Source organism: Streptomyces sp. Rer75, assembly GCF_013414305.1.
GTDB classification, from domain to species: Bacteria; Actinomycetota; Actinomycetes; order Streptomycetales; family Streptomycetaceae; genus Streptomyces; species Streptomyces himastatinicus.
This window is the reverse complement of the sequence record NZ_CP058693.1, coordinates 7,191,928-7,216,894: the sequence shown is the minus strand read 5'-3', so window position 1 is coordinate 7,216,894 and position 24,967 is coordinate 7,191,928. Positions and strand designations below refer to the sequence as shown.

Sequence of the window (24,967 nt, the reverse complement as noted above, 5' to 3'; positions counted from 1 at the left end):
AACGACGGGTCAGGCCCGGGATCACGGGCTGACCGAAGATCCTTGCCGCAGGGAACCAAGGACCCGCCTGTAGCCGTCGTAGGCGGCACCGGCATAGTGGGGGATCACCCCACTGTCGGGGGGAGCATGACAATTCCGGACAGGCCGTGAAGCAGTTCAGAACATCAGGGGGAGTCCCGCCCATGCCTTTCAAACGCCGACCCGCGCTCGCCACGGCGGCCATCGCCGCGGTGCTGGCGCTCACCGCCACCGCGTGCGGATCGTCGGACGACTCGGCCGATGCCAAGGCGTCCGCATCGTCGGCGCAGCAGGGCGCGGACGACATCAAGCTGCCCGACAACATCAACGACAAGCTGAAGAACCTCGGCGTCGACCTGGACGAGTGGAAGAACGGCGCCTGGAACAAGTGGGACCGGGACGACTGGCTCCGCGAGGCGGGCGACTTCATCAACCCGATCATCAAGGGGCTGTGGAAGCCGGACCGGATGCGGGATGCCCAGGAGCCGGAGGAGCAGGTCGACGACAGCGACATCGCTGACGACCAGGGGGTGACCGACCCCGATCCGCAGCCGGTGAAGGCGCAGGAGGTCGACAGCCCGTACAGCTCCCGCGTCCCCTACGCGGGCAAGGTCTTCTTCGACGGCCCCGAGGGGTCGATGGTCTGCTCCGCGACCGTGGTCAAGGACCCCGCCCACCCCGGCAAGTCCAACATGGTCTGGACCGCGGGCCACTGCGTCCACGCGGGCAAGGGCGGCGGCTGGTACAAGAACCTGATGTTCGTGCCCTCGTACAACGACTCCGGCAAGTCGGCGGCCGAGCTGGAGAACGCCACCCGGGAAGAGCTCGCCCCCAAGGGTGTCTGGTGGGCCGACTGGGCGCAGACCTCCTCCCAGTGGATCGACAGCGGCGCGGCCACCGGCGGCAAGGGCGCACCGTACGACTTCGCGGTCATGCATGTGAAGCCCGAGGTCAGCGGCGGCAAGTCGCTGGAGGAGACGGTCGGCGGCGCGCTGCCGGTCGACTTCAACGCACCGGCCGTGAAGTCCATCGACGACATCACGGCCACCGGCTACCCGGCGGCCCCGCCGTTCGACGGCCAGAAGATGAACCAGTGCGCCGACAAGCCGGGCAGGCTGTCGCTGGACGCCAAGCAGCCGACCATGTACCGCATCGGCTGCACGATGACCGCCGGTTCGTCCGGCGGTGGCTGGGTCGCGAACGGTGCGGACGGCAAGCCCGCGCTGGTGTCCAACACCTCGATAGGCCCGTCCAACGCCACCTGGCTGGCGGGCCCCCACCTGGGCCCCGAGGCCAAGGGCGTCTACAACGCGGTCAGCAAGAAGTTCGCGGGTCAGTAGTCACCCGCGGTCAGCAGCGGCGAAGGCCCGCCCCCCGGAATGGAGGGGGCGGGCCTTCGCCGTGAGCCGTTCGGTGCTCTACTGCCGCGTACCTGCCGCGGCCGGTACGAACCGGCGCAGCTCGGCGGCCAGCTCCTCGTGCACCCGTGCCTTGAGCAGCGTGCCCTCCGGGGTGTGCTCCTCGGAGATCACCTCGCCGTCGGCGTGCGTACGCGAGACCAGCTTGCCATCGGTGTACGGCACCAGTGCCTCGATCTCGACCTGCGGCCTGGGCAGCTCGTGATCGATCACCTCGAGCAGTTCGTCGATGCCCTGCCCGGAGCGGGCCGAGACGGCCATCGCGTTCCGCTCCATGCGCAGCAGTCGCTGTAGCACGAGCGGATCGGCCTTGTCCGCCTTGTTGATGACCACGATCTCGGGCACGTCGACCGCGCCCACGTCACGGATCACCTCGCGCACCGCGGCCAGCTGCTCCTCCGGCGCCGGATGCGAGCCGTCCACCACGTGGAGGATCAGGTCGGCGTCGCCGACCTCCTCCATGGTGGAACGGAACGCCTCGACCAGGTGGTGCGGCAGATGGCGGACGAAGCCGACGGTGTCCGCCAGCGTGTACAGCCGACCGCTGGGCGTCTCGGCCCGCCGCACGGTCGGGTCCAGGGTGGCGAACAGCGCGTTCTCCACCAGCACGCCCGCGCCGGTGAGCCGGTTGAGAAGCGAGGACTTGCCCGCGTTGGTGTATCCGGCGATGGCGACCGACGGAACCTTGTGACGCCTGCGCTCCTGCCGCTTGATGTCGCGGCCGGTCTTCATCTCGGCGATCTCGCGGCGCATCTTCGCCATCTTCTCGCGGATGCGGCGCCGGTCCGTCTCGATCTTGGTCTCACCGGGACCACGGGTGGCCATGCCGCCGCCCGACGATCCGGAGCCACCGCCACCCATCTGCCGGGACAGCGACTGACCCCAGCCGCGCAGCCTCGGCAGCATGTACTGCATCTGCGCGAGCGAGACCTGCGCCTTGCCCTCGCGGGACTTGGCGTGCTGGGCGAAGATGTCGAGGATCAGGGCGGTGCGGTCGACCACCTTGACCTTGACGACGTCCTCGAGATGGATCAGCTGGCCGGGGCTCAGCTCACCGTCGCACACGACGGTGTCGGCACCGGATTCGATCACGATGTCGCGCAGTTCCTCGGCCTTGCCGGAGCCGATGTACGTCGCGGGGTCCGGCTTGTTACGGCGCTGGATGACACCGTCGAGCACCACGGCGCCCGCGGTCTCCGCGAGCGCGGCCAGCTCGGCGAGGGAGTTGTCCGCGTCCTGCGCCGTGCCGGACGTCCAGACGCCGACCAGCACCACGCGCTCCAGGCGCAGCTGCCGGTACTCGACCTCGGTGACGTCCTCGAGCTCGGTGGAGAGTCCCGCCACGCGCCGTAGCGCGGCACGGTCCGAGCGGTCGTACTGGTCGCCGTCACGCTCCCCGTCGATCTCGTGACTCCAGGCGACGTCCTCTTCCATCAGGGCGTCGGCCCGAAGGCTCTCGGCGAGGCGCTGCCGGTCCTGCGGAAGGGAAGAGGAGTGGGTCAAAGGAATCCTTACGTCGAGGGACATCGTCACTGTCGACAACGCACGACCGGCCCGTGGGATTCCCCACCGCTCCGGCCGCGACGCCGACCCCTCGATGGTCGCACGCGGCGGCGGGACCGTCACTCGGGTTTCACGGTATGGCGCGCCGTTGGGCCATGCGGGGTGGAGCGGGCCGCGGGCTTGGCCCCCGGCTTCGCGCCCGGCTTGGCACCCGGCCTCGCGCTTGGCTTGGCCCCCGGCTTCGCGTCCGGCTTCGGGGCGGGCTTCCAGTCGGGGTGCCCGGGCATCTTCGGCGTCTTCTTGCCGTACAGCCAGGGGCGCAGGAAGCCGCTCAGATCCTTGCCCGCCACCTCCGAGGCGAGCCGGATGAAGTCGGCGGTCGAGGCCACACCGTCGCGGTGGCGGACCACCCACTGCCGCTCCAGCCGCTCGAAGCCCGCCCGGCCGATCCGCTCCCGCAGCGCGTACAGGACCAGAGCGCTGCCGTCGTAGACGATCGGGCGGAAGAGCCCGATCTGCTCACCGGGTTCGGCGGGCCGGGGCGCGGCGGGCGGCCCTCCGGCGGCGCGCCAGGCGTCGGACTGCTCGTAGGCCAGCCGCATCCGGCGCTCCAGGCTCTCCTTGCCGTACTGCTCCGCGTACAGCGCCTCGTACCAGGTGGCATGGCCTTCGTTGAGCCACAGATCGGACCAGCGGCGCGGGCTGACGCTGTCACCGAACCACTGGTGCGCCAGTTCGTGCAGCATGATCGACTCCACGTACCACCGCGGGAACTCGTCGCCGGTGAAGAGACCGCGTTCGAAGAGCGAGAGCGTCTGGGTCTCCAGCTCGAAGCCGGTGGTGGCGTGGGAGATCAGCACTCCGTAGTCCTCGAACGGGTACGGACCGACCTTCTTCTCCATCCAGCTCAGCTGCCCCGGAGTGCGCGCGAGCCACTTTTCGAGCTTCTCGCGGTCCGCGGCGGGCACCACGTCGCGCACCGGCAGCCCGTGCGGGCCGGTGCGGTGGAGCACGGCGGACCGGCCGATGGAGACCTGGGCCAGCTCGGTGGCCATGGGGTGGGCGAGGCGGTACGCCCAAGTGGTGCGCGCGCCCTCGCGGACGCGCCCGGCCGGAAGACCGCCTGCGACGACCGTGAGGTTCTTCGGCGCGGTGACCCGGAAGGTGAAGCGCGCCTTGTCGGACGGATGGTCGTTGCACGGGAAGACCCGGTGGGCGGCGTCGGCCTGATTGGCCATGGCCAGTCCGTCCCGGGTACGGACCCAGCCACCGCTCGCGCCGTCCCCCGGGTCGCTGGTGTGCCGGACGGTGACCCGGAAGTTCGCGCCCCGCCCGATCCTGGTGCGCGGGGTGATGACCAGGTCCTCGCCCGCGGTGGCGAACGCGGCGGGCGCGCCGTCGACCCGTACGGAGCGCACGGTGCCCTGGGTGAAGTCCAGGTTGAGGGTGCGTAATCCCGCGGTGGCACGGGCGTCGATGGTGGTGACGGCGTCCAGCGGCCGGTCCGCGCGGCGGTAGTCCAGGGTGATGTCGTACGCCGTGACGTCGTAGCCGGGGTTGCCGAGCCGCGGGTAGAGCGGGTCGCCGATGCCGAGCGGGCGCGGGCCCGCGGGGCTCACCGGCCCGGCGGCGGAGGACGGGCCGACCGAGGCGAGAACGGCGGCCAGGGCGACGGCCACGAGGGCGGTCCTGCGGCGCCCCGTCCGAGGGAGGGGACCGGCCATCCGCGGAAGGGGATCGGCCGACCGCGGAAGGGGGCCGGGGCCCGGAGATTGCGTCATGCCTTTACGGCTATCAGCGCCCGGGCGGGGACGCAGTCCCACCCGGGCCCGATCCACCCGAAGGAGTTCAGGAACGGGCGGTCGCCACCCGGCGGCCCTCCCGGGTCACGTCGTAGACGCCGGGGACGTCGCGCATGGCCCGCATCAGCGTCGGCAGTCGGCCCGCATCGGACAGCTGGAGCGTGTACGTATGGCGAACCCGCTGCTCACGCGGCGGTTCGACGGCGGCGGCGACCACCTCGGCGCCCTCCGCGGCGATGGCCTCGGTGAGGTCCGCGAGCAGATGGGGCCTGCTGAACGCCTCCGCGAAGAGGGTGACCCGGTAGTCGCCCCCGTCGCCGTCGTCCTCCTCCGACCAGCGCACCCCGACCCGGGCCCGCCCGGCGGCGGTCATCCGCGCCACGGCGGGGCACCGCTCGCGGTGGACGGTGACGGCGCCGCCGCGCACCGCGAAGCCGGTGATGGCGTCCGGCGGTACGGGGGTGCAGCACCGGGCCAGCCGTACGATCACACCGGGCAGGTCGACGACGATGCCCGCCTCCGGGCGGCCCGCGGGGGCCACGGGGAGCGCGTCCCCGGCGTCTTCCTCGGCCCCTTCCGGATCGGCCCCTTCCGGATCGACCCCTTCCAGCTCGGCCCCCTCCAGCTCAGCCTCTTCCGGCTCCACGGGGGCGTGCAGATGCTCGGCGCCGGGCGCCTCGCCCTGCGGCGGCTCGTGCGCCGGATCGGCCGGATGGGCGGCCAGCCAGCGGTTGATGGCGATGCGCGCGGCCGGGGTACGGGCGTGGTCGAGCCATTCCGGCGAGGGCCCGGACGAGGCCGCGTCACCCGCCATCAGCAGCTGGAGCGTGTCGCCGTCGCACAGCACGGTGCTGAGCGTCGCGATCCGCCCGTTGACCCTGGCCCCGATACAGGAGTGGGCGTCCTCGCCGTACTGGGCGTACGCGGCGTCCACACAGCTCGCGCCCGCGGGCAGGCCCAGGGTGCCGCCGTCGGACCGGAAGACCGTGATCTCCCGGTCCTGCGCGAGGTCGTCGCGCAGCGCGGTCCAGAAGATGTCGGGGTCGGGGGTGGCGCTCTGCCATTCGAGGAGCCGGGACAGCCAGCCGGGGCGGGTCGGGTCGGCCCGCTCGCCCTCGGGAGCGGCGGCCGCCTCGGTCGGGGCGTACGGATTGCCGAGGGCGATCACCCCGGCCTCGGCGACCCGGTGCATCTGGTGCGTACGGATGAGGACTTCGGCGACCTCGCCGCTGCGCCCGGCCACGGCCGTGTGCAACGACTGGTAGAGGTTGAACTTGGGGACGGCGATGAAGTCCTTGAACTCCGAGATCACCGGGGTGAAACAGGTGTGCAGCTCGCCGAGGACCGCGTAACAGTCCGCGTCGTCGGCGACGAGGACCAGAAGCCGCCCGAGGTCGGATCCGGTCAGCTCGCCGCGCTTGATCCCGACGCGGTGGACCGAGACGAAGTGCCGAGGGCGGACCAGGACTTCAGCGGTGATGCCCGCCTCCTGGAGCACGGCCCGTACGTCCCCGGCGGCGCGGGCGAGCGGGTCGGGGCGGTCCGCGTGGGACTGGAGCAGCTCCCGGGTGCGGGCGTACTCCTCGGGGTGGAGGATCGCGAAGACCAGGTCCTCCAGCTCGGTCTTGAGCGCCTGCACGCCGAGCCGTTCGGCCAGCGGGATCAGCACATCGCGGGTGACCTTGGCGATGCGGGCCTGTTTCTCGGGGCGCATCACGCCGAGGGTGCGCATGTTGTGCAGCCGGTCGGCGAGCTTGATCGACATCACCCGGACGTCGTTGCCGGTGGCGACGAGCATCTTGCGGAACGTCTCAGGCTCGGCCGCCGCCCCGTAGTCGACCTTCTCCAACTTGGTGACGCCGTCGACGAGATAGCGCACCTCCTCGCCGAACTGCTCCCCCACCTGGTCGAGCGTCACCTCGGTGTCCTCGACCGTGTCGTGGAGCAGGGACGCCGTCAACGTGGTGGTCTCGGCTCCCAGTTCGGCGAGGATGAGCGTGACGGCCAGCGGATGGGTGATGTACGGCTCACCGCTTTTGCGCATCTGGCCGCGGTGGGAGGACTCGGCGAGGACGTACGCCTTGCGCAGCACGTCCAGATCGGCGCCCGGGTGGTACGCGCGGTGCACCTTGGCGACGTGTTCGATCGCGTCCGGCAGCCGGTCCCGGGATGCCGGTCCCAGCAGCGCGGCCCGGCCGAATCTGCGGATATTGCGCAGATCGATACGGGGGAGGCCGCGCCTGCGGCCGAGAGCGGCTTGATCTGGGGCCTCTGCGCTCATGGGCACCTCCGGCGGCGTCGAGCGTCAACCGGCGTGGGCACTCCCCCGGGGCCGGTGCTTGATGCTATCGAGCCCACCACGCACGGCCGACCGGCTCTCGCCCAGAGTGAAACGGATCACCCATGAGAGGGACGAGTCAGTCGAGGGCCGCGTCCAGCCACACGGGATCCACTTCCCCCTCGGCGACGATCATGGCAGGGCCCGTCATCTCCACCGTACCGTCCGGCCGCTCGCTGATCACAAGTCGCCCACCGGGTACGTCCACCGTGTATGTGACGGGGCGCCCGGTGACGCCCGGATCGGCGCCGTCGCGGCGCGCGGCGGCCACCATGACGGCGCAGGCGCCGGTGCCGCAGGAACGGGTCTCTCCGGAGCCGCGCTCGTGCACGCGCATCGCGACGTGCTGCGGGCCGCGGTCGACGACGAACTCGACGTTGGTGCCGTCCGGGTACGCGGAGGCGGGATGGACGGCGGGAGCCGTGAACAGGTTCCCGGCCTGGTCGAGGTCGTCGACGAAGGCGACCGCGTGCGGGTTGCCCATGTTGATGTTGCGGGCGGACCAGGTCCGGTCGCCGACCGCGACGGTGATACCGCCGTCGGGGCCGGGCTCGGGCAGCACGGCCTTGCCCATGCCGACGGTGACCGCGCCGCTGTCCGGGGCGCCCTCCGGGGCTGCCTTGGCGATGTGGATGTGCCGCAGTCCGGCCCGGGTCGCGATCGTCAGATCGCCTTCCTCGGCGAGCCCCGCCCGCTGGAGGTACCGGGCGAACACCCGGACGCCGTTCCCGCACATCTCGGCGATGCTGCCGTCGCTGTTGCGGTAGTCCATGAACCACTCGGCCTCGGCTGCCATGGCCCGCGCCTCGGGGTGCGCCGACGACCGTACGACGCGGATCAGCCCGTCGCCGCCGACACCGGCGCGGCGGTCGCAGATCCGGGCGACGGCGGCCGCGGACAGCTCCAGCCGACCGTCCAGGTCCGGGACGATGACGAAGTCGTTCTCAGTGCCGTGGCCCTTCAGGAACCGCAGCCGGGGCGCGTTGCTCATCCCTCGATCCTACGGGGCACCGCGCGGGCCGTCGCCCTGGCCGGACAGGCCCCAGGGCACGACTAGCGCAGGCGGGCCACGCGCCAGAAGGTGAGGGCCGCGAGCAGCACCACGATCACCACGTAGAGCACGACGAAGCGCCAGTCCGGGCGGCGGCCGGAGCCCCGGGGCGGCAGGCCGGGCCAGGTGTAGCCCACCCGGCGGGCGGCCATCAGACCCCAGCCCGCCGCGCAGCAGCTGAGCAGCAGGCCCAACATGGCCACGACCGCGCCTCCGTCGCCGAACTCGAAGGCGAGCGGGAAGGCGAACATCAGCGAGCCGAGGATGGCGAGGCCGACGATCGGCGCGATCTGCCAGATCCGCAGGCGACGCGGCGGGCGCAGCTCGCGGAAGGACTCCCCGGAGCCCGGCTCACCCGGCTCGCCCGCCTCGTCGAGAGCCGGGCTGCCCAGCTCGGGCAGCGCGGGGGTCTCGTCGGGGCCGTCCGGGGTCAGCGGCCCGTGATCGCCCTGCGGCGAGTCCCGCGCTGCTTGCTGCGATGCGTTGCGAGGGCCGGCCTCCATCGCCACACGCCCTCCCAACTCCAGACACCACGGCACGATCGGAGCTTGATGATGGCATGCCCGCGGGGGCCTCCATGACGAGCGGAGCGTCCCGATGCCATCACGTGATCAGGCTGTGACCGCCCGTTCAGCCAACGAGAGCGCGTTCGCCAGGAGTTCTTCCCGGTCCGCGGCCGCTCCGCTGAGCCAGTGGACCCTCGGATCGCGGCGGAACCAGGAGTCCTGACGGCGCGCGAACCGCTTGGTGGCGCGCACGGTCTCGGCCCGTGCCTCGTCCTCCGTGCACGCTCCGGCGAGGGCGGCGAGCACCTGCTGATAGCCGAGGGCCCGCGAGGCGGTACGCCCCTCCCGCAGCCCGGCAGCCTCGAGCCGGCTGACCTCGTCCACCAGCCCGGCCTCCCACATCCGGTCCACGCGCACGGTGATCCGCTCGTCCAGCTCGGGCCGCTCGACGTCCACGCCGATCTGGAGGGTGTCGTAGACGGCCTCGTGACCGGGGAGGTTGGCGGTGAAGGGGCGACCGGTGATCTCGATGACCTCCAGCGCCCGCACCACCCGCCGGCCGTTGCTGGGCAGGATCGCCCGGCCCGCCTCGGGGTCGGCGGCCGCCAGCCGGGCGTGCAGGGCCCCCGGGCCCAGCTCCTCCAGCTCGGCCTCGAGTCTGGCCCGCACGGCGGGGTCGGTGCCCGGGAAGTCGAGCGCGTCGATGGCCCCGCGGATGTACAGGCCCGAGCCGCCGACCAGGACCGGCGTACGGCCCTCGGCGAGCAGCCGGTCCATCTCGGCGCGGGCCAGTCGCTGGTATTCGGCGACGCTGGCCGTCTGAGTGACGTCCCAGATGTCGAGCAGACGGTGCGGCACGCCCTGCCGCTCGTCCTCCGTCAGTTTGGCGGTGCCGATGTCCATGCCCCGGTAGAGCTGCATGGAGTCGGCGTTGACGACCTCGCCGTCGAGGTGCCGGGCGAGGGCGACGCCCAGATCGGACTTACCGGCCGCGGTGGGGCCGACGACGGCGATGACTCGCGGCGGATGGCCTGCTGTATTCACCCGCCCAGTCTCGCAAACCCCGGGGGGCCTCCTCGAACGAGCGACGTGACGGGGGACGGTCGTGGTCGTTGCCTGTTGCGAGGTTCCGAGGACCGGTTCGGGAAACCGGTCCCCGCGAGCGGCGCAATGGGACGCTCCGAGCGGCACGGGATTTCGCCCACACGAGTAGGCTATGGAGTAGATATGGGCGTGTTTTCCAGGTTTCGTCGAGTGTCGAGGGAGGAGAGCCGTTCGTCCGCAGAGGTGCCCTCCGAGCAGTCCGCGGCCGACGCCGTGACGGCGGCACCGGCCGCCGAGTCCGCCGCCGAGACGGAGCCGGAGCGGAGCGAGGAGGAGCCCGCGGCGGGCGAGGGGGCGGCGATCCCGAAGCAGCAGTCCGCGGCCGAGACGGCCGACAGCGAGGCCGGTGAGGGCGCCCGCACATAAGGGATCCGATGAGGGAAGGTGGCCCATGGGCCTGCTGGACAATCTCAAGGCCAAGGCCGGTGTCATGAAGGACCGGGCGGGCAACTTCGCGCAGCAGCACGAGGCCAGGATCGAGCGGGGTCTCGACAAGGCCGCCAAGACGGTCGACACCAGGACCAAGGGCAAGTACAGCGCAAAGATCGAGACCGGCACGGGCAAGGCGAAGGACGCCCTCAACCGCTTCTCCCACCGGAACGAGGACCGCAACCAGAACCGCAGCGGGAGCGAGCCCAAGGACCAGGGCGGCGACAGCGCCTGACCCCCGCCGGTACGCGGCCGCGAAGCCGATGCCTCGCGGCCGCGGCGGCCCTGCGCCCCTACCCCGAGCCGCCCTACCCCAAGCCGCCGTACCCCGCGCAGCAGCACGCCTCGCCGCTCCGGCGGTTCGCCCCGGGACGCCGTGGTCCGGCGCCCGCGGTCGGCGATGCCCGCGCTACGCCCAGCGGGCCACGAAATACCCCACGCCGTATGGCGCCTCGTCATACCGCAACTCCCCCTTCAGCCCCGCCCCTTCGCCCGCCCCCGCGAGCACCTGGAGCGGGGCACGGCCCGCCGCCTTCAGCTCGTGGGCCAGCGCCTCGTCGAGCGCGGCGAGGGCCGCGGTGTCGGCCGACGCCAGCGCCCGCGCCACCTCGGCGTCGAACGCGGCGGCACGCTCGTCGAGATAGCCCGGCGCCTTCAGCGTCCGGCACGCGCTGCCGTCGCCCATCACCAGCAGCGCGACCCGCTCCGCCGACGCGGCGAGCTTCCTTCCGACACGGATACACCGCTCGGCCGCGAAAGGTTCCCCCACGCCCAGCCCCTCGACGGGTGCCACGTCCCACCCCGCGCGCTCCAGCAGCCAGGCGCCGACCGCCAGCGACGGCGGCAGCGGCCGCCCGGGCACCCCGCCCGCAGCCCCGCTGCCCCAGTCCTCGCTGCCCCAGTCCTCACTGTCCCCGGCCATCCAGTCCCCGGCGCCACCTTCAGCGCCCACCGGCGCCGCGCCCCCGAGCCGTACCTCCACGTCCACGCCGAAGCCGCGGAACGACCCGGTCGCGCCCTGTGGATGCGGCCCTCGCCCCGAGTGCTCCGCCGGACCGGCCACGATCAGCCGCTCGGGCCGGGCCGCCGCCAGCGCCGCGATCGCGTCCAGGCACGCCGCGCGCAGCGCGTCCAGCTCGGGGGCCGCTCCGGCGGCCACCTCGGGCACCAGCAGCGGCGGACACGGACAGACGGCGGCGGCGATCAGCATGATCGCCAGCCTATCCGGCGGGCCGGGCCCCGCGGTCGCGGTCGGTCAGTCGCAGCCGCAGCCCGTCGCGGGCGCCGGGGCGGGGGCCGGGGCGCCGATGGTGGGCAGCCCGAGCATCACGCCCGCCGGCTTCTTCTCCTCGGCCGCGTTCCGCCGCTCCCAGGCGTCGCCCGCGCGCGTGCGCCGGACGCCCCGGGCCGGGCCCTCGGCCAGCAGGTGGTGCGGCGCGGCGTAGGTGACGTCGACGGTGACGACGTCACCGGGGCGCACCGGCTCGTCGGGCCGGGTGAAGTGCACCAACCGGTTGTCGGGGGCGCGGCCGGACAGCCGCCGGGTGGCGTCGTCCTTGCGGCCCTCACCCTCGGCGACCAGCACCTCCAGCGTCCGGCCCACCTGCTTCTTGTTCTCCTCCCAGGAGATCTCCTCCTGGAGGGCGACCAGCCGCTCGTACCGCTCCTGGACGACCGCCTTCGGCAGCTGCCCGTCCATCTCGGCGGCGGGCGTTCCGGGCCGCTTGGAGTACTGGAAGGTGAACGCCTGGGCGAACCGCGCCTCGCGCACCACGTGCAGCGTCTGCTCGAAGTCCTCGTCCGTCTCGCCGGGGAAGCCGACGATGATGTCGGTCGAGATGGCGGCGTCCGGCATCGCGGCGCGCACCTTCTCGATGATGCCGAGGTAGCGCTCCTGCCGGTACGAGCGGCGCATCGCCTTCAGCACGGTGTCCGAACCGGACTGGAGCGGCATGTGCAGCTGCGGCATCACGTTCTCCGTCTCCGCCATGGCGGCGATGACGTCGTCCGTGAAGTCGCGCGGATGCGGCGAGGTGAACCGGACCCGCTCCAGCCCCTCCACGTTTCCGCAGGCGCGCAGCAGCTTGCTGAACGCCTCGCGGTCGCCGATGTCGGAGCCGTACGCGTTCACGTTCTGGCCGAGCAGGGTGATCTCGGTGACGCCCTCGGCGACCAGCGCCTCCACCTCGGCGAGGATGTCGCCCGGGCGGCGGTCCTTCTCCTTGCCGCGCAGCGCCGGGACGATGCAGAACGTGCAGGTGTTGTTGCAGCCGACGGAGATCGAGACCCACGCGGCGTACGCGGACTCGCGACGGGTCGGCAGGGTGGAGGGGAAGGCTTCGAGCGATTCGGCGATCTCGACCTGGGCCTCCTCCTGGACCCGGGCGCGCTCCAGCAGCACCGGCAGGCTGCCGATGTTGTGGGTGCCGAAGACGACGTCGACCCAGGGGGCCTTCTTGACGATGGTGTCGCGGTCCTTCTGGGCCAGGCATCCGCCCACGGCGATCTGCATGCCCGGGCGCCGCGCCTTGATCGGTGCGAGCCGGCCGAGATTGCCGTACAGCCGGTTGTCGGCGTTCTCCCGCACCGCGCAGGTGTTGAAGACGACGATGTCGGCCTCGCCCTCACCGGTGCCTTCGGGCGCACGGACGTAACCGGCGCCTTCCAGCAGGCCGGACAGGCGCTCGGAGTCGTGGACGTTCATCTGGCACCCGTAGGTGCGCACCTCGTAAGTCTTCGCACTCATCTCAATCGACCAGGGTACGTGCTCGTCCCGCTCCCCCGCCCCTCCCTTCCCGCGGCGGGGGCTGGCAGGATCCTGCCCATGGCCGTCACTCTTCCGCGCCCGGACCGGCGCCGCGCCCTACAGTCCGCCGCGGCGGGCGTGGTCGTCCTCGCGCTGCTGCTGTGGTGGCTCCTGCCGGTCGGCGGCGGGGAGAAGCCCGAGGGGAAGGTGACCTTCGCGACGGGGGTGTCCACCGGCGTCTACCAGACCTACGGCGAGATGCTGAAGCGGGACCTGTCCCGGGACCTCCCCGATGTGGACGTCACGCTCCTGGAGACCCGGGGGTCGCCCGACAACGTGGAGCGGCTGGCCCGCGGCCGGGCCACCTTCGCCATCGCCGCCACCGACGCCGTCGCTGCCTACCACGGTCGGGACGCCGGGCGGCTGCGTGCCTGCGCGCGGCTGTACGACGACTACATGCAGCTGATCGTGCCGCGCGGCTCCACGGTGCGCTCGGCGCGGGATCTGCGGGGGCTGCGGGTCGGCGTCGGGGACGACGGCTCGGGCGTACAGCTGATCACGCGGGGGCTGATCAAGGCCGCCGGACTCGACTTCGACAAGGACATCACGGCCGTGCGCTCCGGTATCGACACGATGCCTGAGCTGCTGCGGAAGGGGAAGCTGGACGCCTTCTTCTGGTCGGGCGGACTGCCGACCACCGCGGTGCGCACCCTGGCACAGGAGTATCCGATCCGGCTCGTCCAGCTCGGCGACCTCATCGGCCCGCTGCACCGGCAGGGCGGGGTGACGCGCTACTACCGGGCGGCGACCGTGCCCGCCGACGCGTATCAGGAGATACGTCAGCCGGATGACGTCAAAACGATCGCGGTACCGAATCTCCTGGTCACCACGGACCGGGTGGACCCTGAGCTGGCGAAGGGCGTCACCCACACGGTGATAAAGAACCGGGACCGCATCGGGGCGAAGGTGCACGCCGCACAGAAAGTGGACCTGCGGACGGCCGTATTCACCGATCCGCTGCCGCTGCACAAGGGCGCCGCGCGCTATTACCGCTCGGAGAAGCCGTGAACACCTGACGTGTGAAGCACCTGACGGCAGGGCACCTCACTGCGCCTCTCTACGGCTTGCTGCGCGGCACGGTGATGGTGACGCACAGTCCGCGGGGCTCGTTGGGCGCGTAGGTGATGGTGGCGCCGCCCGCCGTGAGTAGCGCACGGGAGATGGACAGGCCCAGTCCGGAACCCGAGACGTTCTGGTGCCGGTTGCTGCGCCAGAAGCGGTCGCCGATCCGGGCCAGTTCGTCCTCGGTGAGGCCGGGGCCGCCGTCGGCGACGGTCAGGGCGATGGTCTCGCCGTCGGCCCGCGCCGAGACCTCCACGTGCGACCCCTGGGGCGTGAACTTCAGCGCGTTGTCGACGACCGCGTCCAGAGCGCTGGACAGGGCCACCGGATCGGCCCAGCCGGTGATGGCCGGGGGGCCCGTGTAGGCGAGACCGACCTCCCCGCGCCCGGCGACCGGAAGCCAGGCGTCCACCCGGTCGGCGGCCAGTTCGGCGATATCGGTGAGGCGCAGGTCGGCCGCGGTGTGCTCGGCCAGGGCGAGGTCGAGGAGGTCGTCCAGGACGCGGGCCAGGCGTTTGCCCTCGGTGCGCACCGAGGCGATCTCCTCATGGCCGTCGGGCAGCTCCAGCCCCAGCAGCTCGATGCGCAGCAGCAGCGCGGAGAGCGGGTTGCGCAGCTGGTGGGAGGCGTCGGCGACGAAGGCCCGCTGCTGCTCGAGGACTTCCTCGACGTTGTCGGCCATCTCGTTGAACGAGCGGGCCAGCCGCCGCAGTTCCGGCGGGCCCGAGGCGGCCGCGACCCGCGACTGCATGCGCCCGGTCGCGATGTCGTGCGTGGCGGTGTCCAGGATGCGTACGGGCCGCAGCACCCAGCCGGTGAGGCGGAACGCGGCCCCCACCGCGAGCAGCATCGCGGCGCACTCCCCGCCCGCGATGACCAGCCAGCCGTGCAGGATGCGCGAGCGCATCCGGCCGGTGGGCGAGTCGGTCACGACGACGGCCACCACGTCCCCGTCCCGTACGACGGGGGACGCGACGGTGAGCCTGCCCTGCTGCCAGGGCCACACCTGCGGCGGATCGTGGCTGCGGCGCCCGGCGAGGGCCTCGTCGAAGGCCTCGGCGCCGTTCCCGTCCCGGGGCAGCCGCCAGTCGGCGGGCGCCTTGGCCATCCGCAGGCCGTCCCGGTAGAACACCCCGGCCCGGATGCCGTACAGATCGTGATAGCGCGCGAGTTCCGAACTCAGCGTATTGAGCCGCTCGTTGCCCTCACCACCTTCACCGTCCTTCGCGCCCGTCACGGCCGTCGGCCCGGCGGTGACGAACTGGGCGAGCGCGGCGAAGCGGGCGGTGTCGTCGATCCGGTCGACGACCACGCGCTGCTGCTCACGGGCGGCCAGGCTCACGGCGAGCGGGAAGCCGAGGGCGAGCAGGACGCCCGCCATGAGGATGATCAGCAGCGGGAGGAGACGGGTGCGCACGCGGGAGGCCCTGGCCGCTCAGCCGACCGGGGCGACGAGGCGGTAGCCCACGCCGCGGACCGTCTCGATCAGGGCGGGCATGTGCAGCTTGGAGCGGAGCGAGGCGATGTGCACCTCCAGGGTGCGTCCGGTCCCCTCCCAGCTGGTGCGCCACACTTCGCTGATGATCTGCTCACGGCGGAAGACCACGCCGGGGCGCTGGGCGAGCAGTGCGAGCAGGTCGAACTCCTTGCGGGTGAGCGAGACCGTCGTGCCGTCGACCGAGACCTGGCGGGTGGGCAGTTCGATGGTGACCGGGCCGAGCCGCAGCGGAGGCTGCGGGCCCTCCCCGCTCTCCTCCGTACCGGCCCCGGCACCGGAGTCGGAGGGGAGGGTACGCCTGCTGACGGCGTGGATACGGGCGAGCAGCTCCATGGTGTCGTACGGCTTGACCACGTAGTCGTCGGCGCCGAGGTTGAGCCCGTGTATGCGGGACCGCACGTCGGAGCGCGCGGTCACCATGATCACGGGCGTCGCGGTGAGCTTGCGGATCCGGCCGCACACCTCGAAGCCGTCCTGGTCCGGCAGTCCGAGGTCGAGGAGTACGACGCCGAAGGGCGCACCCGCACCGGGCAGCAGCGCCTGAAGCGCCTCCTCGCCGCCGCGGGCGTGGGTGATGTCGAAGCCGTGCCGGGACAGCACCGCGGTCAAGGCCGCGGCCACATGGTTGTCATCCTCGACGAGCAGCAGCCTCACCGGCCCCTCCTCCACCTTCCCTCTCATGGGTGCGCGCCCTGTGCCTGCGCGGCCCCGAAACGTGACCGAAGACACGGCCCCAAGGAATCCACTCCGATACACGCGCATGCGTCAAGACGCATACAGTCACAGGAAGGTTTCCGTTATGCAGCCGGTACGACGCCCCTGAGGCCCTTTACACAGAGTGCCGCGCCGAAGCCAGATCGTTATCCTCAATTTCCGCTCAGATGTAATGACGCTGATTGTGGCTGCTCATTAATGTCCTCCCAACCAAGGAGGACGGGAGCGGAAAGCCGAATGAGCGAAGTATCGGTGACCAAGGACGCCGCGCCGGTGGCGAACGCGTTGGTCGCGCTGTCCGGAGTCAACAAGCACTTTGGCGCGCTGCATGTCCTCCAGGACATCGACCTGACCATATCCCGCGGCGAGGTGGTCGTCGTCATCGGACCGTCGGGATCCGGTAAGTCCACGCTGTGCCGCACGATCAACCGGCTGGAGACGATCGACGCCGGTTCCATCACGATCGACGGCAAGCCGCTGCCCCAGGAGGGCAGGGAGCTGGCCCGCCTGCGGGCGGACGTCGGGATGGTCTTCCAGTCCTTCAACCTCTTCGCGCACAAGACAGTGCTCGAAAACGTGGTGCTGGGCCAGATCAAGGTCCGTAAGGCGGACAAGAAGGCCGCCGAGGACAAGGCCCGGAAGCTGCTCGACCGGGTGGGCGTCGGCGCCCAGGCGGACAAGTACCCCGCCCAGCTCTCCGGCGGTCAGCAGCAGCGCGTGGCCATCGCCCGCGCGCTGGCCATGGACCCGAAGGTGATGCTCTTCGACGAGCCGACCTCGGCGCTCGACCCGGAGATGATCAACGAGGTGCTGGAGGTCATGCAGCAGCTCGCCCGGGACGGGATGACGATGGTTGTCGTCACCCACGAGATGGGCTTCGCGCGCTCCGCAGCGAACCGCGTGGTCTTCATGGCCGACGGCCGCATCGTCGAAGAGGCCGAGCCGGACCAGTTCTTCAACAACCCGCGCAGCGACCGGGCCAAGGACTTCCTCTCGAAGATCCTCCACCACTGAGCCCACGGCGACGCAAGCGCGTCAAGGCAGCGATGACGTCAAGTCCGCGAAGACGTACGGAACCAAGGATGGGGCAGCACCATGAGGATGCGTAACACGGCAGCGGCCGCAGCGGTGGCACTCGCTCTGGCGGCGACCGCGACCGCCTGTGGCGGCGAGAAGGGCACCGCAGGCGACAAGCCGAAGGGCGGCGAGGTCTACGACGGCTCGTACACCGTCGCCAAGGACGTGAAGCTGGACTCGCCGGCCCTGAAGGCGGCGCAGAAGCGCGGCAAGATCGTCATCGGCGCCAAGGCCGACCAGCCCTTCCTGGGCTTCGTGGACACCGAGGGCAAGCGCACCGGGTTCGACATCGAGATCGCCAAGATGGTCGCCGCCGACCTCGGCTTCTCCGCCGACAAGATCACCTTCAAGACGGTCGACACCAACGTCCGCGAGACCTCCATCTCCAAGGGCCAGGTCGACTTCTACGTCGGCACCTACACGATCAACGACGAGCGCAAGAAGCAGGTCGGCTTCGCGGGCCCGTACTACCAGGCCGGTGCCGATCTGCTGGTCCGCAAGGACGAGAAGGGCATCACCGGCCCGGACAGCGTCAAGGGCAAGAAGGTCTGCTCGATCGTCGGCTCCACCCCGCTCCAGGAAATCAAGAAGCCGAAGTACGGGGCCAAGACCTCCGAGCTGAGCAAGTACTCGCTCTGCGTCAAGCAGCTCCTCGACGGCCAGGTCGACGCGGTCACCACCGACGACGCGATCCTCAAGGGCTACGCGGCCCAGCGGCCGTCGAAGCTCAAGCTGGTCGAGAAGCCGTTCACCGAGGAGCCGTACGGCATCGGGATGAACAAGAACGACAAGGTGCTGCGCGACGCGATCACCGACTCGCTCGAGAAGCACATCAAGAACGGTGACTACAAGAAGGCCTACGTCGGCACGATCGGCAAGTCCGGCTCCACCTACGTCGCGCCGAAGACTCCGCTGCCCCGCTACTGAGCAGGTCAGGTCCCCCGTTCACCCGTGAAGCCGGTGCGCTCCGCACGCCGCTGACCCGACCGCTACCGCGGAGAATCGATGAACGTACTCCTCGATCATTTGCCCCAGTTCCGCGAGGGGTTCCTGGGAACCCTCGCCCTCACGGCGGCCAGTGCGGCGCTCGCTCTCGTCCTGGGCATCATCATGGCCGGCTTCCGGGTGTCCCCCATACCGCCGCTGCGCGCCTTCGGCACGGCGTGGGTCACCCTGCTGCGCAACACCCCGCTGACCCTGCTCTTCCTGATCGCCTTCTTCGTGGTCCCGCAGATCTTCTTCCCGGGGACGAGTCCGTTCGTCCTCGCGATGCTGGCGCTGGGCTGCTACACGTCGTCCTTCGTCTGCGAGGCCGTGCGGTCCGGTATCAACACCGTGCCGCTCGGCCAGGCGGAGGCCGCCCGCAGTCTGGGCATGACCTTCGCCCAGACGCTGCGGATGATCGTCCTTCCGCAGGCCACCCGCACCGTGATCCCTCCGATGAGCAGCATCTTCATCGCTCTGACGAAGAACTCGGCCATCGCGGGCGCCTTCAGCAACACCGAGCTGTTCAGCATCTCGAAGCTGCTCAGTGACAAGGGCTTCGCGATCGGGTGGATCTTCCTGTGGATCGCCCTGTGCTACCTCGTCATCACCTTCACCATCAGCGGTGCCTTCCGACTGCTGGAGAGCCGTTTGGAGGTGGCCCGATGAGCGCGAGCGTCCTGTACGACGCGCCCGGCCCCAAGGCCCGTATCCGCAACCGCGTCTACTCGGTCCTCGGCACCCTCGCCGTCCTCGGCCTGATCGCCTTCGCGGTCGTGCGGCTGAACGCCAAGGGTCAGTTCGCGCCGGAGATGTGGGACATCTTCAACTACGCGGGCGTGCGGACCAGCATCCGCGACGGCGTGCTCACCACCCTCCAGGTGTTCGCCGTGGCGTCGGTGCTCTCGCTGGTCCTGGGCGTCGTGCTCGCGGTCGCCCGGCTCTCGGACCACAAGCCCGTGCGCTGGCTCGCGACCGGATTCATCGAGCTGTTCCGGGCCATCCCGCTGCTCATCACCATCTACGTGCTGTGGGTGCTCCTCCTCACCTACCGCACCGACCTGGGCCTCACCGGAGACAGCACCGGCTTCTGGGCGCTGGTCGTCGGGCTGACCGTCTACAACGGCTCGGTGCAGGCCGAGGTGCTGCGGGCGGGCATCAACGCGGTGCCCCGCGGGCAGCGTGAGGCCGCCTACGCCCTCGGCATGAGCAAGACCCAGGTCATGACGACGGTCCTGATTCCGCAGGCCGTCCGGGCGATGCTGCCGACCATCATCAGCCAGCTCGTGGTGACCCTGAAGGACACCTCGCTCGGCTACGTGATCACCTACCAGGAGCTTCTCTTCCAGCTCCAGCAGCTCGCCGGGAACATCGTCGTCAACGACGACAACCCGTACGTCCCGGTGATCATCGTCGGGGGCACCATCTACATCGCGCTGTGCCTGGCCCTCTCCTCCCTGGCCACCTGGATCGAACGGCGCGGCCGGCGCGCCAAGACCGGCATCCCGGTCGCGGACGCCGCCCAGCCGCTCGCGGCGGGCGACGCGCTCGAGACGGTGGACCAGTCCGGGCCGGAGCAGCCTGCCGGTAAGACCGGCTGAGGCAACCGGGTCCTGACGGGCGGTGGCGCTGCGCCACCGCCCGTCGCCGCTTGACGCGGGCACTCGCAGTCGGTTGCATGCTTTCTGTGATCGCTCACCGGGTTTCAACTGCCAGTTTCCGTACGTCACGTACGCCCCGCAGGGCCATGGGAACCGCGCCGTGGACCCGGTGATCGTCGCCGGGGCGGGCCCTGTCGGGCTCACCCTGGCCCTCGCACTCGCCCGGCTGGACGTCCCTGTCGTGCTGTTCGACGAGACCACCGGAGGCGACGAGCCGCGCCTGGCCCGCACCGTCGTGCTGCGCCCGGACACCGCCGCCCTGCTGGAGCGGCTCGGCTGCCGGGCCACGGCCGGGGCGCGGCCGTGGACGGGATGGCGCACCCTGCGCCGCCGCCAGCTCGTACGGCATGTGCCCCTGGTGCCCGGCCCGCTCTTCGGCGCCCCTCCCCCGGCGGCCCGCGAAGACGGCGACGGACGGGACGGGGCCGCGCGGGACGGATCCCCTCGGGACGGAACCCCTCGGGACGGCGAACCCGAGGCGCCGGTGTCCTCCCCGCTGCATCTGCCGCAGCACGAGCTGACCCGGGCGCTGCGGGCGGCGCTGGCCGCCATCGGCGACGAGGACCTCGTACGGATCGTCCCCGGCACCCGCGTCGAGACCGTGGAGCAGGACGCGCGGGGGGTGAGCGTACGGACCCGGGGCGCCCAGGCCACCTGGTGGCGGGGCAGCCACCTGGTCGGCTGCGACGGCCCCCGGTCCACCGTCCGCAAGCAGCTGGGGGTGCGCTTCCCCGGCCGTACGGCGGTGGAACGGCACGCCGTCGCCGCCCTGCGCGCCGACCTCCCCTGGCCCGGCGAGGCCGTACTGCACCGCTCGCCGCCGTGGCGCAGCATCGACGCGGAGGTGGCCGCCCGTCCGCTGCCGCACGGCGTCTGGCGGATCGACTGGCTGCTCCCGCCGGGCCGCGACCTCGTCACCCCGGACGCCCTGATGGTCCGGGTGCGCGACACCCTCGCGGGGTGGTGCGAGGAAACCGCGATCCCCTACGAGCTTCTGGACACCGGCGTGCACACCGTGCACCACCGGCTCGCCCGGCGCTGGCGCGTGGGCCGCGCCTTCCTCGCCGGGGACGCCGCCCATCTGCACGGCGCCCTGGGCACCCAGGGGCTCGAAGAAGGGCTGCGGGACGTCGGCAACCTGGCCTGGAAGCTCTCGCTCGCCTGGCACCACGGCGCCTCCGACGCCCTGCTCGACAGCTATCAGGCGGAGCGGCGGACGGCCGTCGCCGCGCGGCTGCGCACCGCCGACCAGGCGCTACCGCTGGTCCGGGCGGCCGGGGGGTGGCGCGCGGTACGGCGCACGGTGCTGCCGGGGGGCACGCGCGGCCATGACGCGCTGCTCACCGACGGTCACCTCGGCCATGGCCCCCTGGGCGCTCCCCCCGCCTACAGCCGCTCCCCGTTGGCTCCCGCGGCGCCCCCGGAGGGCTCCGTCACGGTGGGCACGCCCACCGGAGGGCCGGTGGCCGACGTCCGCGTGACCGCGCCGGACGGCGCGGTGGTGCGGCTGTGGGAACGGCTGGGCCGGGAGCTGCTGGTGGTGCTGGTCGCCCCGGGCACCGGGGTGTGGGACCGCCGCCACTGGATGCGCGCCGGGCTGATGCCCCGGCTGGCGGCGGCCGTGTCGGCCCTGCCGATGCGTACGGAGCTGCTGGTCGCCGAGGAGTACCCGGGGGCTCCGGCCCACACCGTGCTGCTGGTGCGGCCGGACGGTCATCTCGCCGCGGCGCTGTCCGGGGTACGCCCCGCCGAGCTGTACGCGTGCGCGGACGCGGCGCGGGGCGGGGACACCGCCCGGGGGGAGCACCGGGACGCGGAGGCCACGGCACGCCGGTAGCGGTAGTGAGGAGTGCGTCACGCGCCCCCGCGCCCATCATGGCGCTGACGTCGTACGCCGGTCTGTGGGCCGTCCCGGGGCGCACCCGGTGTGATTGACCTCCCCGTCCGGCTCATGCTTCACTGCGGAGCGTGACTGACACCGGCCTGCCTCGCTTCTGGCGGAGGGTCCATCTGGACCTCCTCCGCTACGCGGGCTGCGTGTGTCGTCCGTCCTGTTGATCCGCTTTTCCTCCCGCGCGGCCCGGCCGCGCCCCTTTCGCGATCATCCAGGACGGTTTCCGTGTCTGACGCACCCCTTCTCTCCCCCGCGCGCCCCTCGGCCGGTCCCGCCACGCCGCCCAGCGAGGCCGATCTGCTGGACTTCGTCCGCCGGACCGCCGCCGACGCCGAACTCGTCGCCTCGCTCCCGCTCGATCCCGAGGGCCGCACCTGGCTGCGGCTGGACGGCCCGGGCGGCAGCGAGGCGTGGCTGATCGCCTGGCCGCCCGGCACCGGCACCGGCTGGCACGACCACGGCGGTTCACACGGGGCGTTCGTGACGGCGGCCGGTGAGCTGAACGAACAGTCGCTGGCCGTCCGCCTGCCCACCGAGGGCTGGAAGACCCTCGAACTGGCCGAGGGCGTGGACCGCGAACGGCGGCTGTCCGCCGGGCGCGGCCGGGCCTTCGGTGCACACCATGTCCACGAGGTCATCAACCCGTCGTCGGAACAGCATGCGGTGTCGGTGCACGCCTACTTTCCGCCGCTGCCGCTGATGCGGCGCTACAGCCGCACCGGCCAGGTGCTGCGGCTGGAGCAGGTCGAGCAGCCGCAGGAATGGGAGTAACGCGATGGGCACGGCACACGTGACGAAGCGGAGCGTGGACGAGCTGCTGGCCGAGGCACGCCAGGGGCTGGACCGCCTCGGCCCCGAGGAGGCCGCTGCCGTGCAGTCCGCGGGCGGGCTGCTGGTGGACATCCGGTACGCGGCGCTGCGCGAGCGCGACGGCACCATCCCCGGGGCGCTGATCGTCGAGCGGAACGAGCTGGAGTGGCGGCTCGACCCGCAGTGCGACCACCGACTGCCCGAGGCCACGCACCACGATCTTCAGGTGGTGGTGGTCTGCAACGAGGGCTATGCGTCGAGCTTCGCGGCGGTCTCGCTGCGGCAACTGGGCCTGACCCGGGCGACCGATCTGGCCGGCGGCTTCCAGGCCTGGCGGGCGGCCGGTCTCCCGGTGCACTGACTTCCCCGGCCCGCGCCCCGTGGGCCGGAGGGTCCCGCGTCGACCAGACGTCGGCCGGAGGGTCGGACGTGAGCCGGAGGGTCCGACCGTCGGCCGGAGCGTCAGGCGTCGGGTAGATGGTGCTCCAGCAGCTCCGGGTCCTCGCCCTCCTCCTCCAGCGCACGCCGCACCACCCGGAGTGCCACCCCCTCGGGATATCCCTTGCGGGCGAGCATTCCGGCGAGGCGGCGCAGCCGCTTCTCCCGGTCGAGGCCGCGGGTGGTGCGCAGCTTGCGCTCGACCAGCTCGCGGGCGGTCCGCTCCTCCTGATCGGCGTCGAGCTGCCCCACGGCATCGGCGATCAACGCGGAGTCGACGCCCTTGGTGCGCAGCTCCCGGGCCAGCGCGCGGCGGGCCAGGCCCCGGCTGTGATGCCGGGACTCCACCCAGGCCTCCGCGAACGCCGCGTCATCGATCAGCCCGACGTCCTCGAACCGGGACAGCACCTCCTCCGCCGCCTCATCGGGGATCCCGCGGGTGCGCAGGGCGTCCGCGAGCTGCTGACGGGTGCGCGGGGTCCCGGTGAGCAGGCGCAGGCAGATCGCCCGCGCCTGCTCCTCCGGGCCGAGCGGCGTCCCCTGCTCGGCCCTCGACGAGGAGGGGGCGCCGCGATCCGGACGGTCCGGGGGCTCCGGACGGCCCGGGCCGTCCTGCCAGTCGGTCCGCCGTGTCATGGATCAGCTCTTCGCGGCGGCGGTCTTGGCCGCCTTCGACCCGGACTTGGCCGCCGGGGCCGCCACGGGCTTCGCCGGCTCCGCGGCGGGCACGGCACCCGCCGCGTCCGGGCCCGGCTCGGCGGCCGGGTCCGCGGGCTTCACGCCGATGCCGAGCTTCTCCTTGATCTTCTTCTCGATCTCATTGGCGAGATCGGGGTTGTCCTTCAGGAAGTTGCGGGCGTTCTCCTTGCCCTGGCCGAGCTGGTCGCCCTCGTAGGTGTACCAGGCGCCGGACTTGCGGATGAAGCCGTGCTCGACGCCCATGTCGATCAGACCGCCCTCGCGGCTGATGCCCTGGCCGTAGAGGATGTCGAACTCGGCCTGCTTGAAGGGCGGCGCGACCTTGTTCTTGACGACCTTGACGCGGGTGCGGTTGCCCACCGCGTCGGTGCCGTCCTTGAGGGTCTCGATGCGGCGGATGTCCAGACGGACCGAGGCATAGAACTTCAGCGCCCGGCCACCGGTGGTGGTCTCCGGAGAGCCGAACATGACGCCGACCTTCTCCCGGAGCTGGTTGATGAAGATCGCGGTGGTCTTGGACTGGTTCAGCGCACCGGTGATCTTACGGAGTGCCTGGCTCATCAGCCGGGCCTGGAGGCCGACATGGGAGTCGCCCATCTCGCCCTCGATCTCCGCGCGCGGCACCAGCGCGGCGACGGAGTCGACCACGATGAGGTCGAGGGCGCCGGAACGGATCAGCATGTCCGTGATCTCCAGCGCCTGTTCGCCGTTGTCCGGCTGGGACAGGATCAGCGAGTCCGTGTCCACGCCCAGCTTCTGCGCGTAGTCGGGGTCGAGGGCGTGCTCCGCGTCCACGAAGGCGACGGTGCCGCCGGACCGCTGGGCGTTGGCCACCGCGTGCAGGGTCAGGGTCGTCTTACCGGAGGACTCCGGCCCGTACACCTCCACCACGCGGCCGCGCGGCAGCCCGCCGACGCCGAGGGCCACATCGAGAGCGGTCGACCCGGTGGGGATGACCTCGATGGGCTCGTTCGGCCGCTCGCCCATGCGCATCACGGCGCCTTTGCCGAACTGCCGTTCAATCTGTGCGAGCGCGGCGTCGAGCGCCTTCTCGCGGTCGGTTCCTGCCATGGGTTCCACCCGGTTTGCTTGAGTCGATCGCTTCACGTCCATGACGCTAGCGCCTGCCACTGACAAGCGGCCCGGACATGCTCG

At 71.6% G+C, this 24,967-nt stretch carries 24 protein-coding genes; 12 read left to right on the top strand and 12 right to left on the bottom strand.

Translation table 11 applies throughout. The annotated features are described in order from the left end of the window. The first annotated feature begins 182 nt into the window (after nucleotides 1-182). Nucleotides 183-1,358: a serine protease gene (locus HYQ63_RS31080; protein ID WP_179937126.1), complete on the top strand. Its 1,176-nt coding sequence runs from the start codon at nucleotides 183-185 to the stop codon at nucleotides 1,356-1,358. Nucleotides 1,359-1,436: 78 nt separating this feature from the next. On the opposite strand, the gene hflX is transcribed toward HYQ63_RS31080, so the two are convergent. The 6 genes from hflX to miaA form a co-directional block, all read right to left on the bottom strand. Beyond that, a complete protein-coding gene (hflX, locus tag HYQ63_RS31075; RefSeq protein ID WP_179937125.1) occupies nucleotides 1,437-2,939 on the bottom strand; it encodes a GTPase HflX in 1,503 nt (500 codons plus the stop codon). Between the two features lie 119 nt (nucleotides 2,940-3,058). Next, nucleotides 3,059-4,663, bottom strand: coding sequence for a M1 family metallopeptidase (locus tag HYQ63_RS31070; protein WP_179937124.1), 1,605 nt, complete (start codon nucleotides 4,661-4,663; stop codon nucleotides 3,059-3,061). Nucleotides 4,664-4,787: 124 nt separating this feature from the next. After that, nucleotides 4,788-7,022 carry a bifunctional (p)ppGpp synthetase/guanosine-3',5'-bis(diphosphate) 3'-pyrophosphohydrolase gene (locus HYQ63_RS31065; protein ID WP_179937123.1) on the bottom strand — a complete coding sequence of 745 codons (2,235 nt, stop codon included), beginning with the start codon at nucleotides 7,020-7,022 and terminating at the stop codon, nucleotides 4,788-4,790. A gap of 136 nt (nucleotides 7,023-7,158) precedes the next feature. Further along, complete coding sequence (dapF, locus tag HYQ63_RS31060) at nucleotides 7,159-8,070, bottom strand: diaminopimelate epimerase (protein ID WP_179937122.1); 912 nt, start codon at nucleotides 8,068-8,070, stop codon at nucleotides 7,159-7,161. 62 nt (nucleotides 8,071-8,132) lie between these two features. Then, entirely contained in the window at nucleotides 8,133-8,633 is a 501-nt protein-coding gene (locus HYQ63_RS31055; protein ID WP_179937121.1) for a hypothetical protein, read from the bottom strand. Between the two features lie 108 nt (nucleotides 8,634-8,741). Further along, the gene (gene miaA / locus HYQ63_RS31050) at nucleotides 8,742-9,680 is read right to left on the bottom strand and encodes a tRNA (adenosine(37)-N6)-dimethylallyltransferase MiaA (protein WP_009714597.1); all 939 of its coding nucleotides are present in this window, start codon (nucleotides 9,678-9,680) and stop codon (nucleotides 8,742-8,744) included. A gap of 210 nt (nucleotides 9,681-9,890) precedes the next feature. Between miaA and HYQ63_RS31045 the strand changes: the two genes are divergently transcribed. After that, the gene (locus HYQ63_RS31045; protein ID WP_257232258.1) at nucleotides 9,891-10,106 is read left to right on the top strand and encodes a gliding motility protein; all 216 of its coding nucleotides are present in this window, start codon (nucleotides 9,891-9,893) and stop codon (nucleotides 10,104-10,106) included. A gap of 25 nt (nucleotides 10,107-10,131) precedes the next feature. Beyond that, nucleotides 10,132-10,404 carry an antitoxin gene (locus HYQ63_RS31040; protein WP_179937119.1) on the top strand — a complete coding sequence of 91 codons (273 nt, stop codon included), beginning with the start codon at nucleotides 10,132-10,134 and terminating at the stop codon, nucleotides 10,402-10,404. 174 nt (nucleotides 10,405-10,578) lie between these two features. On the opposite strand, the gene HYQ63_RS31035 is transcribed toward HYQ63_RS31040, so the two are convergent. After that, a complete protein-coding gene (locus tag HYQ63_RS31035) occupies nucleotides 10,579-11,379 on the bottom strand; it encodes a class III extradiol dioxygenase subunit B-like domain-containing protein (protein WP_179937118.1) in 801 nt (266 codons plus the stop codon). A gap of 45 nt (nucleotides 11,380-11,424) precedes the next feature. Then, nucleotides 11,425-12,915 carry a tRNA (N6-isopentenyl adenosine(37)-C2)-methylthiotransferase MiaB gene (miaB, locus tag HYQ63_RS31030; RefSeq protein WP_179937117.1) on the bottom strand — a complete coding sequence of 497 codons (1,491 nt, stop codon included), beginning with the start codon at nucleotides 12,913-12,915 and terminating at the stop codon, nucleotides 11,425-11,427. Nucleotides 12,916-12,993: 78 nt separating this feature from the next. On the opposite strand from miaB, the gene HYQ63_RS31025 reads away from it, so the two are divergent. After that, nucleotides 12,994-13,983 carry a TAXI family TRAP transporter solute-binding subunit gene (locus HYQ63_RS31025; RefSeq protein WP_179937116.1) on the top strand — a complete coding sequence of 330 codons (990 nt, stop codon included), beginning with the start codon at nucleotides 12,994-12,996 and terminating at the stop codon, nucleotides 13,981-13,983. Nucleotides 13,984-14,032: 49 nt separating this feature from the next. On the opposite strand, the gene HYQ63_RS31020 is transcribed toward HYQ63_RS31025, so the two are convergent. Both HYQ63_RS31020 and HYQ63_RS31015 read right to left on the bottom strand, forming a co-directional pair. Next, complete coding sequence (locus tag HYQ63_RS31020) at nucleotides 14,033-15,454, bottom strand: HAMP domain-containing sensor histidine kinase (protein ID WP_179937115.1); 1,422 nt, start codon at nucleotides 15,452-15,454, stop codon at nucleotides 14,033-14,035. 18 nt (nucleotides 15,455-15,472) lie between these two features. Further along, nucleotides 15,473-16,189, bottom strand: coding sequence for a response regulator transcription factor (locus tag HYQ63_RS31015; protein WP_179937114.1), 717 nt, complete (start codon nucleotides 16,187-16,189; stop codon nucleotides 15,473-15,475). A 297-nt stretch (nucleotides 16,190-16,486) separates the two neighbouring features. Between HYQ63_RS31015 and HYQ63_RS31010 the strand changes: the two genes are divergently transcribed. The 8 genes from HYQ63_RS31010 to HYQ63_RS30980 all read left to right on the top strand — a co-directional run bounded on the left by HYQ63_RS31010 (nucleotide 16,487) and on the right by HYQ63_RS30980 (nucleotide 23,036). Then, on the top strand, nucleotides 16,487-17,263 hold the full coding sequence (locus HYQ63_RS31010) for an amino acid ABC transporter ATP-binding protein (RefSeq protein ID WP_009714604.1): 777 nt from the start codon (nucleotides 16,487-16,489) through the stop codon (nucleotides 17,261-17,263). Between the two features lie 81 nt (nucleotides 17,264-17,344). Then, nucleotides 17,345-18,253, top strand: a complete 909-nt coding sequence (locus tag HYQ63_RS31005; RefSeq protein WP_179937113.1) for a glutamate ABC transporter substrate-binding protein — start codon at nucleotides 17,345-17,347, stop codon at nucleotides 18,251-18,253. 78 nt (nucleotides 18,254-18,331) lie between these two features. Continuing rightward, the gene (locus HYQ63_RS31000) at nucleotides 18,332-18,979 is read left to right on the top strand and encodes an amino acid ABC transporter permease (RefSeq protein WP_179937112.1); all 648 of its coding nucleotides are present in this window, start codon (nucleotides 18,332-18,334) and stop codon (nucleotides 18,977-18,979) included. Continuing rightward, complete coding sequence (locus tag HYQ63_RS30995) at nucleotides 18,976-19,911, top strand: amino acid ABC transporter permease (protein WP_179937111.1); 936 nt, start codon at nucleotides 18,976-18,978, stop codon at nucleotides 19,909-19,911. Before HYQ63_RS31000 ends, HYQ63_RS30995 begins: the two co-directional genes overlap by 4 nt. Before the next feature lie 160 nt (nucleotides 19,912-20,071). Beyond that, nucleotides 20,072-21,808, top strand: a complete 1,737-nt coding sequence (locus HYQ63_RS30990; protein ID WP_179937110.1) for an FAD-dependent monooxygenase — start codon at nucleotides 20,072-20,074, stop codon at nucleotides 21,806-21,808. Between the two features lie 131 nt (nucleotides 21,809-21,939). Then, nucleotides 21,940-22,029, top strand: a complete 90-nt coding sequence (locus HYQ63_RS46110; RefSeq protein WP_324618140.1) for a putative leader peptide — start codon at nucleotides 21,940-21,942, stop codon at nucleotides 22,027-22,029. A gap of 61 nt (nucleotides 22,030-22,090) precedes the next feature. Continuing rightward, the gene (locus HYQ63_RS30985) at nucleotides 22,091-22,636 is read left to right on the top strand and encodes a cysteine dioxygenase (RefSeq protein WP_179937109.1); all 546 of its coding nucleotides are present in this window, start codon (nucleotides 22,091-22,093) and stop codon (nucleotides 22,634-22,636) included. A gap of 4 nt (nucleotides 22,637-22,640) precedes the next feature. Then, the gene (locus HYQ63_RS30980; protein ID WP_179937108.1) at nucleotides 22,641-23,036 is read left to right on the top strand and encodes a rhodanese-like domain-containing protein; all 396 of its coding nucleotides are present in this window, start codon (nucleotides 22,641-22,643) and stop codon (nucleotides 23,034-23,036) included. 101 nt (nucleotides 23,037-23,137) lie between these two features. Here the strand turns inward: HYQ63_RS30980 and recX are convergent, their stop codons facing one another. Further along, complete coding sequence (recX, locus tag HYQ63_RS30975) at nucleotides 23,138-23,749, bottom strand: recombination regulator RecX (protein ID WP_179937107.1); 612 nt, start codon at nucleotides 23,747-23,749, stop codon at nucleotides 23,138-23,140. A 3-nt stretch (nucleotides 23,750-23,752) separates the two neighbouring features. Beyond that, the gene (recA, locus tag HYQ63_RS30970) at nucleotides 23,753-24,883 is read right to left on the bottom strand and encodes a recombinase RecA (protein ID WP_179937106.1); all 1,131 of its coding nucleotides are present in this window, start codon (nucleotides 24,881-24,883) and stop codon (nucleotides 23,753-23,755) included. Nucleotides 24,884-24,967: the final 84 nt, after the last annotated feature.

What these genes read in the sequence shown, in the direction of transcription:
- HYQ63_RS31080 (WP_179937126.1), top strand. Translation starts at nt 183, where the DNA reads ATGCCTTTCAAACGCCGACCCGCGCTCGCCACGGCGGCCATCGCCGCG.
- HYQ63_RS31070 (WP_179937124.1), bottom strand. Translation starts at nt 4,663, where the DNA reads ATGGCCGGTCCCCTCCCTCGGACGGGGCGCCGCAGGACCGCCCTCGTG.
- HYQ63_RS31065 (WP_179937123.1), bottom strand. Translation starts at nt 7,022, where the DNA reads ATGAGCGCAGAGGCCCCAGATCAAGCCGCTCTCGGCCGCAGGCGCGGC.
- dapF (WP_179937122.1), bottom strand. Translation starts at nt 8,070, where the DNA reads ATGAGCAACGCGCCCCGGCTGCGGTTCCTGAAGGGCCACGGCACTGAG.
- HYQ63_RS31055 (WP_179937121.1), bottom strand. Translation starts at nt 8,633, where the DNA reads ATGGAGGCCGGCCCTCGCAACGCATCGCAGCAAGCAGCGCGGGACTCG.
- HYQ63_RS31040 (WP_179937119.1), top strand. Translation starts at nt 10,132, where the DNA reads ATGGGCCTGCTGGACAATCTCAAGGCCAAGGCCGGTGTCATGAAGGAC.
- HYQ63_RS31035 (WP_179937118.1), bottom strand. Translation starts at nt 11,379, where the DNA reads ATGCTGATCGCCGCCGCCGTCTGTCCGTGTCCGCCGCTGCTGGTGCCC.
- miaB (WP_179937117.1), bottom strand. Translation starts at nt 12,915, where the DNA reads ATGAGTGCGAAGACTTACGAGGTGCGCACCTACGGGTGCCAGATGAAC.
- HYQ63_RS31025 (WP_179937116.1), top strand. Translation starts at nt 12,994, where the DNA reads ATGGCCGTCACTCTTCCGCGCCCGGACCGGCGCCGCGCCCTACAGTCC.
- HYQ63_RS31010 (WP_009714604.1), top strand. Translation starts at nt 16,487, where the DNA reads ATGAGCGAAGTATCGGTGACCAAGGACGCCGCGCCGGTGGCGAACGCG.
- HYQ63_RS31005 (WP_179937113.1), top strand. Translation starts at nt 17,345, where the DNA reads ATGAGGATGCGTAACACGGCAGCGGCCGCAGCGGTGGCACTCGCTCTG.
- HYQ63_RS31000 (WP_179937112.1), top strand. Translation starts at nt 18,332, where the DNA reads ATGAACGTACTCCTCGATCATTTGCCCCAGTTCCGCGAGGGGTTCCTG.
- HYQ63_RS30995 (WP_179937111.1), top strand. Translation starts at nt 18,976, where the DNA reads ATGAGCGCGAGCGTCCTGTACGACGCGCCCGGCCCCAAGGCCCGTATC.
- HYQ63_RS30980 (WP_179937108.1), top strand. Translation starts at nt 22,641, where the DNA reads ATGGGCACGGCACACGTGACGAAGCGGAGCGTGGACGAGCTGCTGGCC.
- recX (WP_179937107.1), bottom strand. Translation starts at nt 23,749, where the DNA reads ATGACACGGCGGACCGACTGGCAGGACGGCCCGGGCCGTCCGGAGCCC.
- recA (WP_179937106.1), bottom strand. Translation starts at nt 24,883, where the DNA reads ATGGCAGGAACCGACCGCGAGAAGGCGCTCGACGCCGCGCTCGCACAG.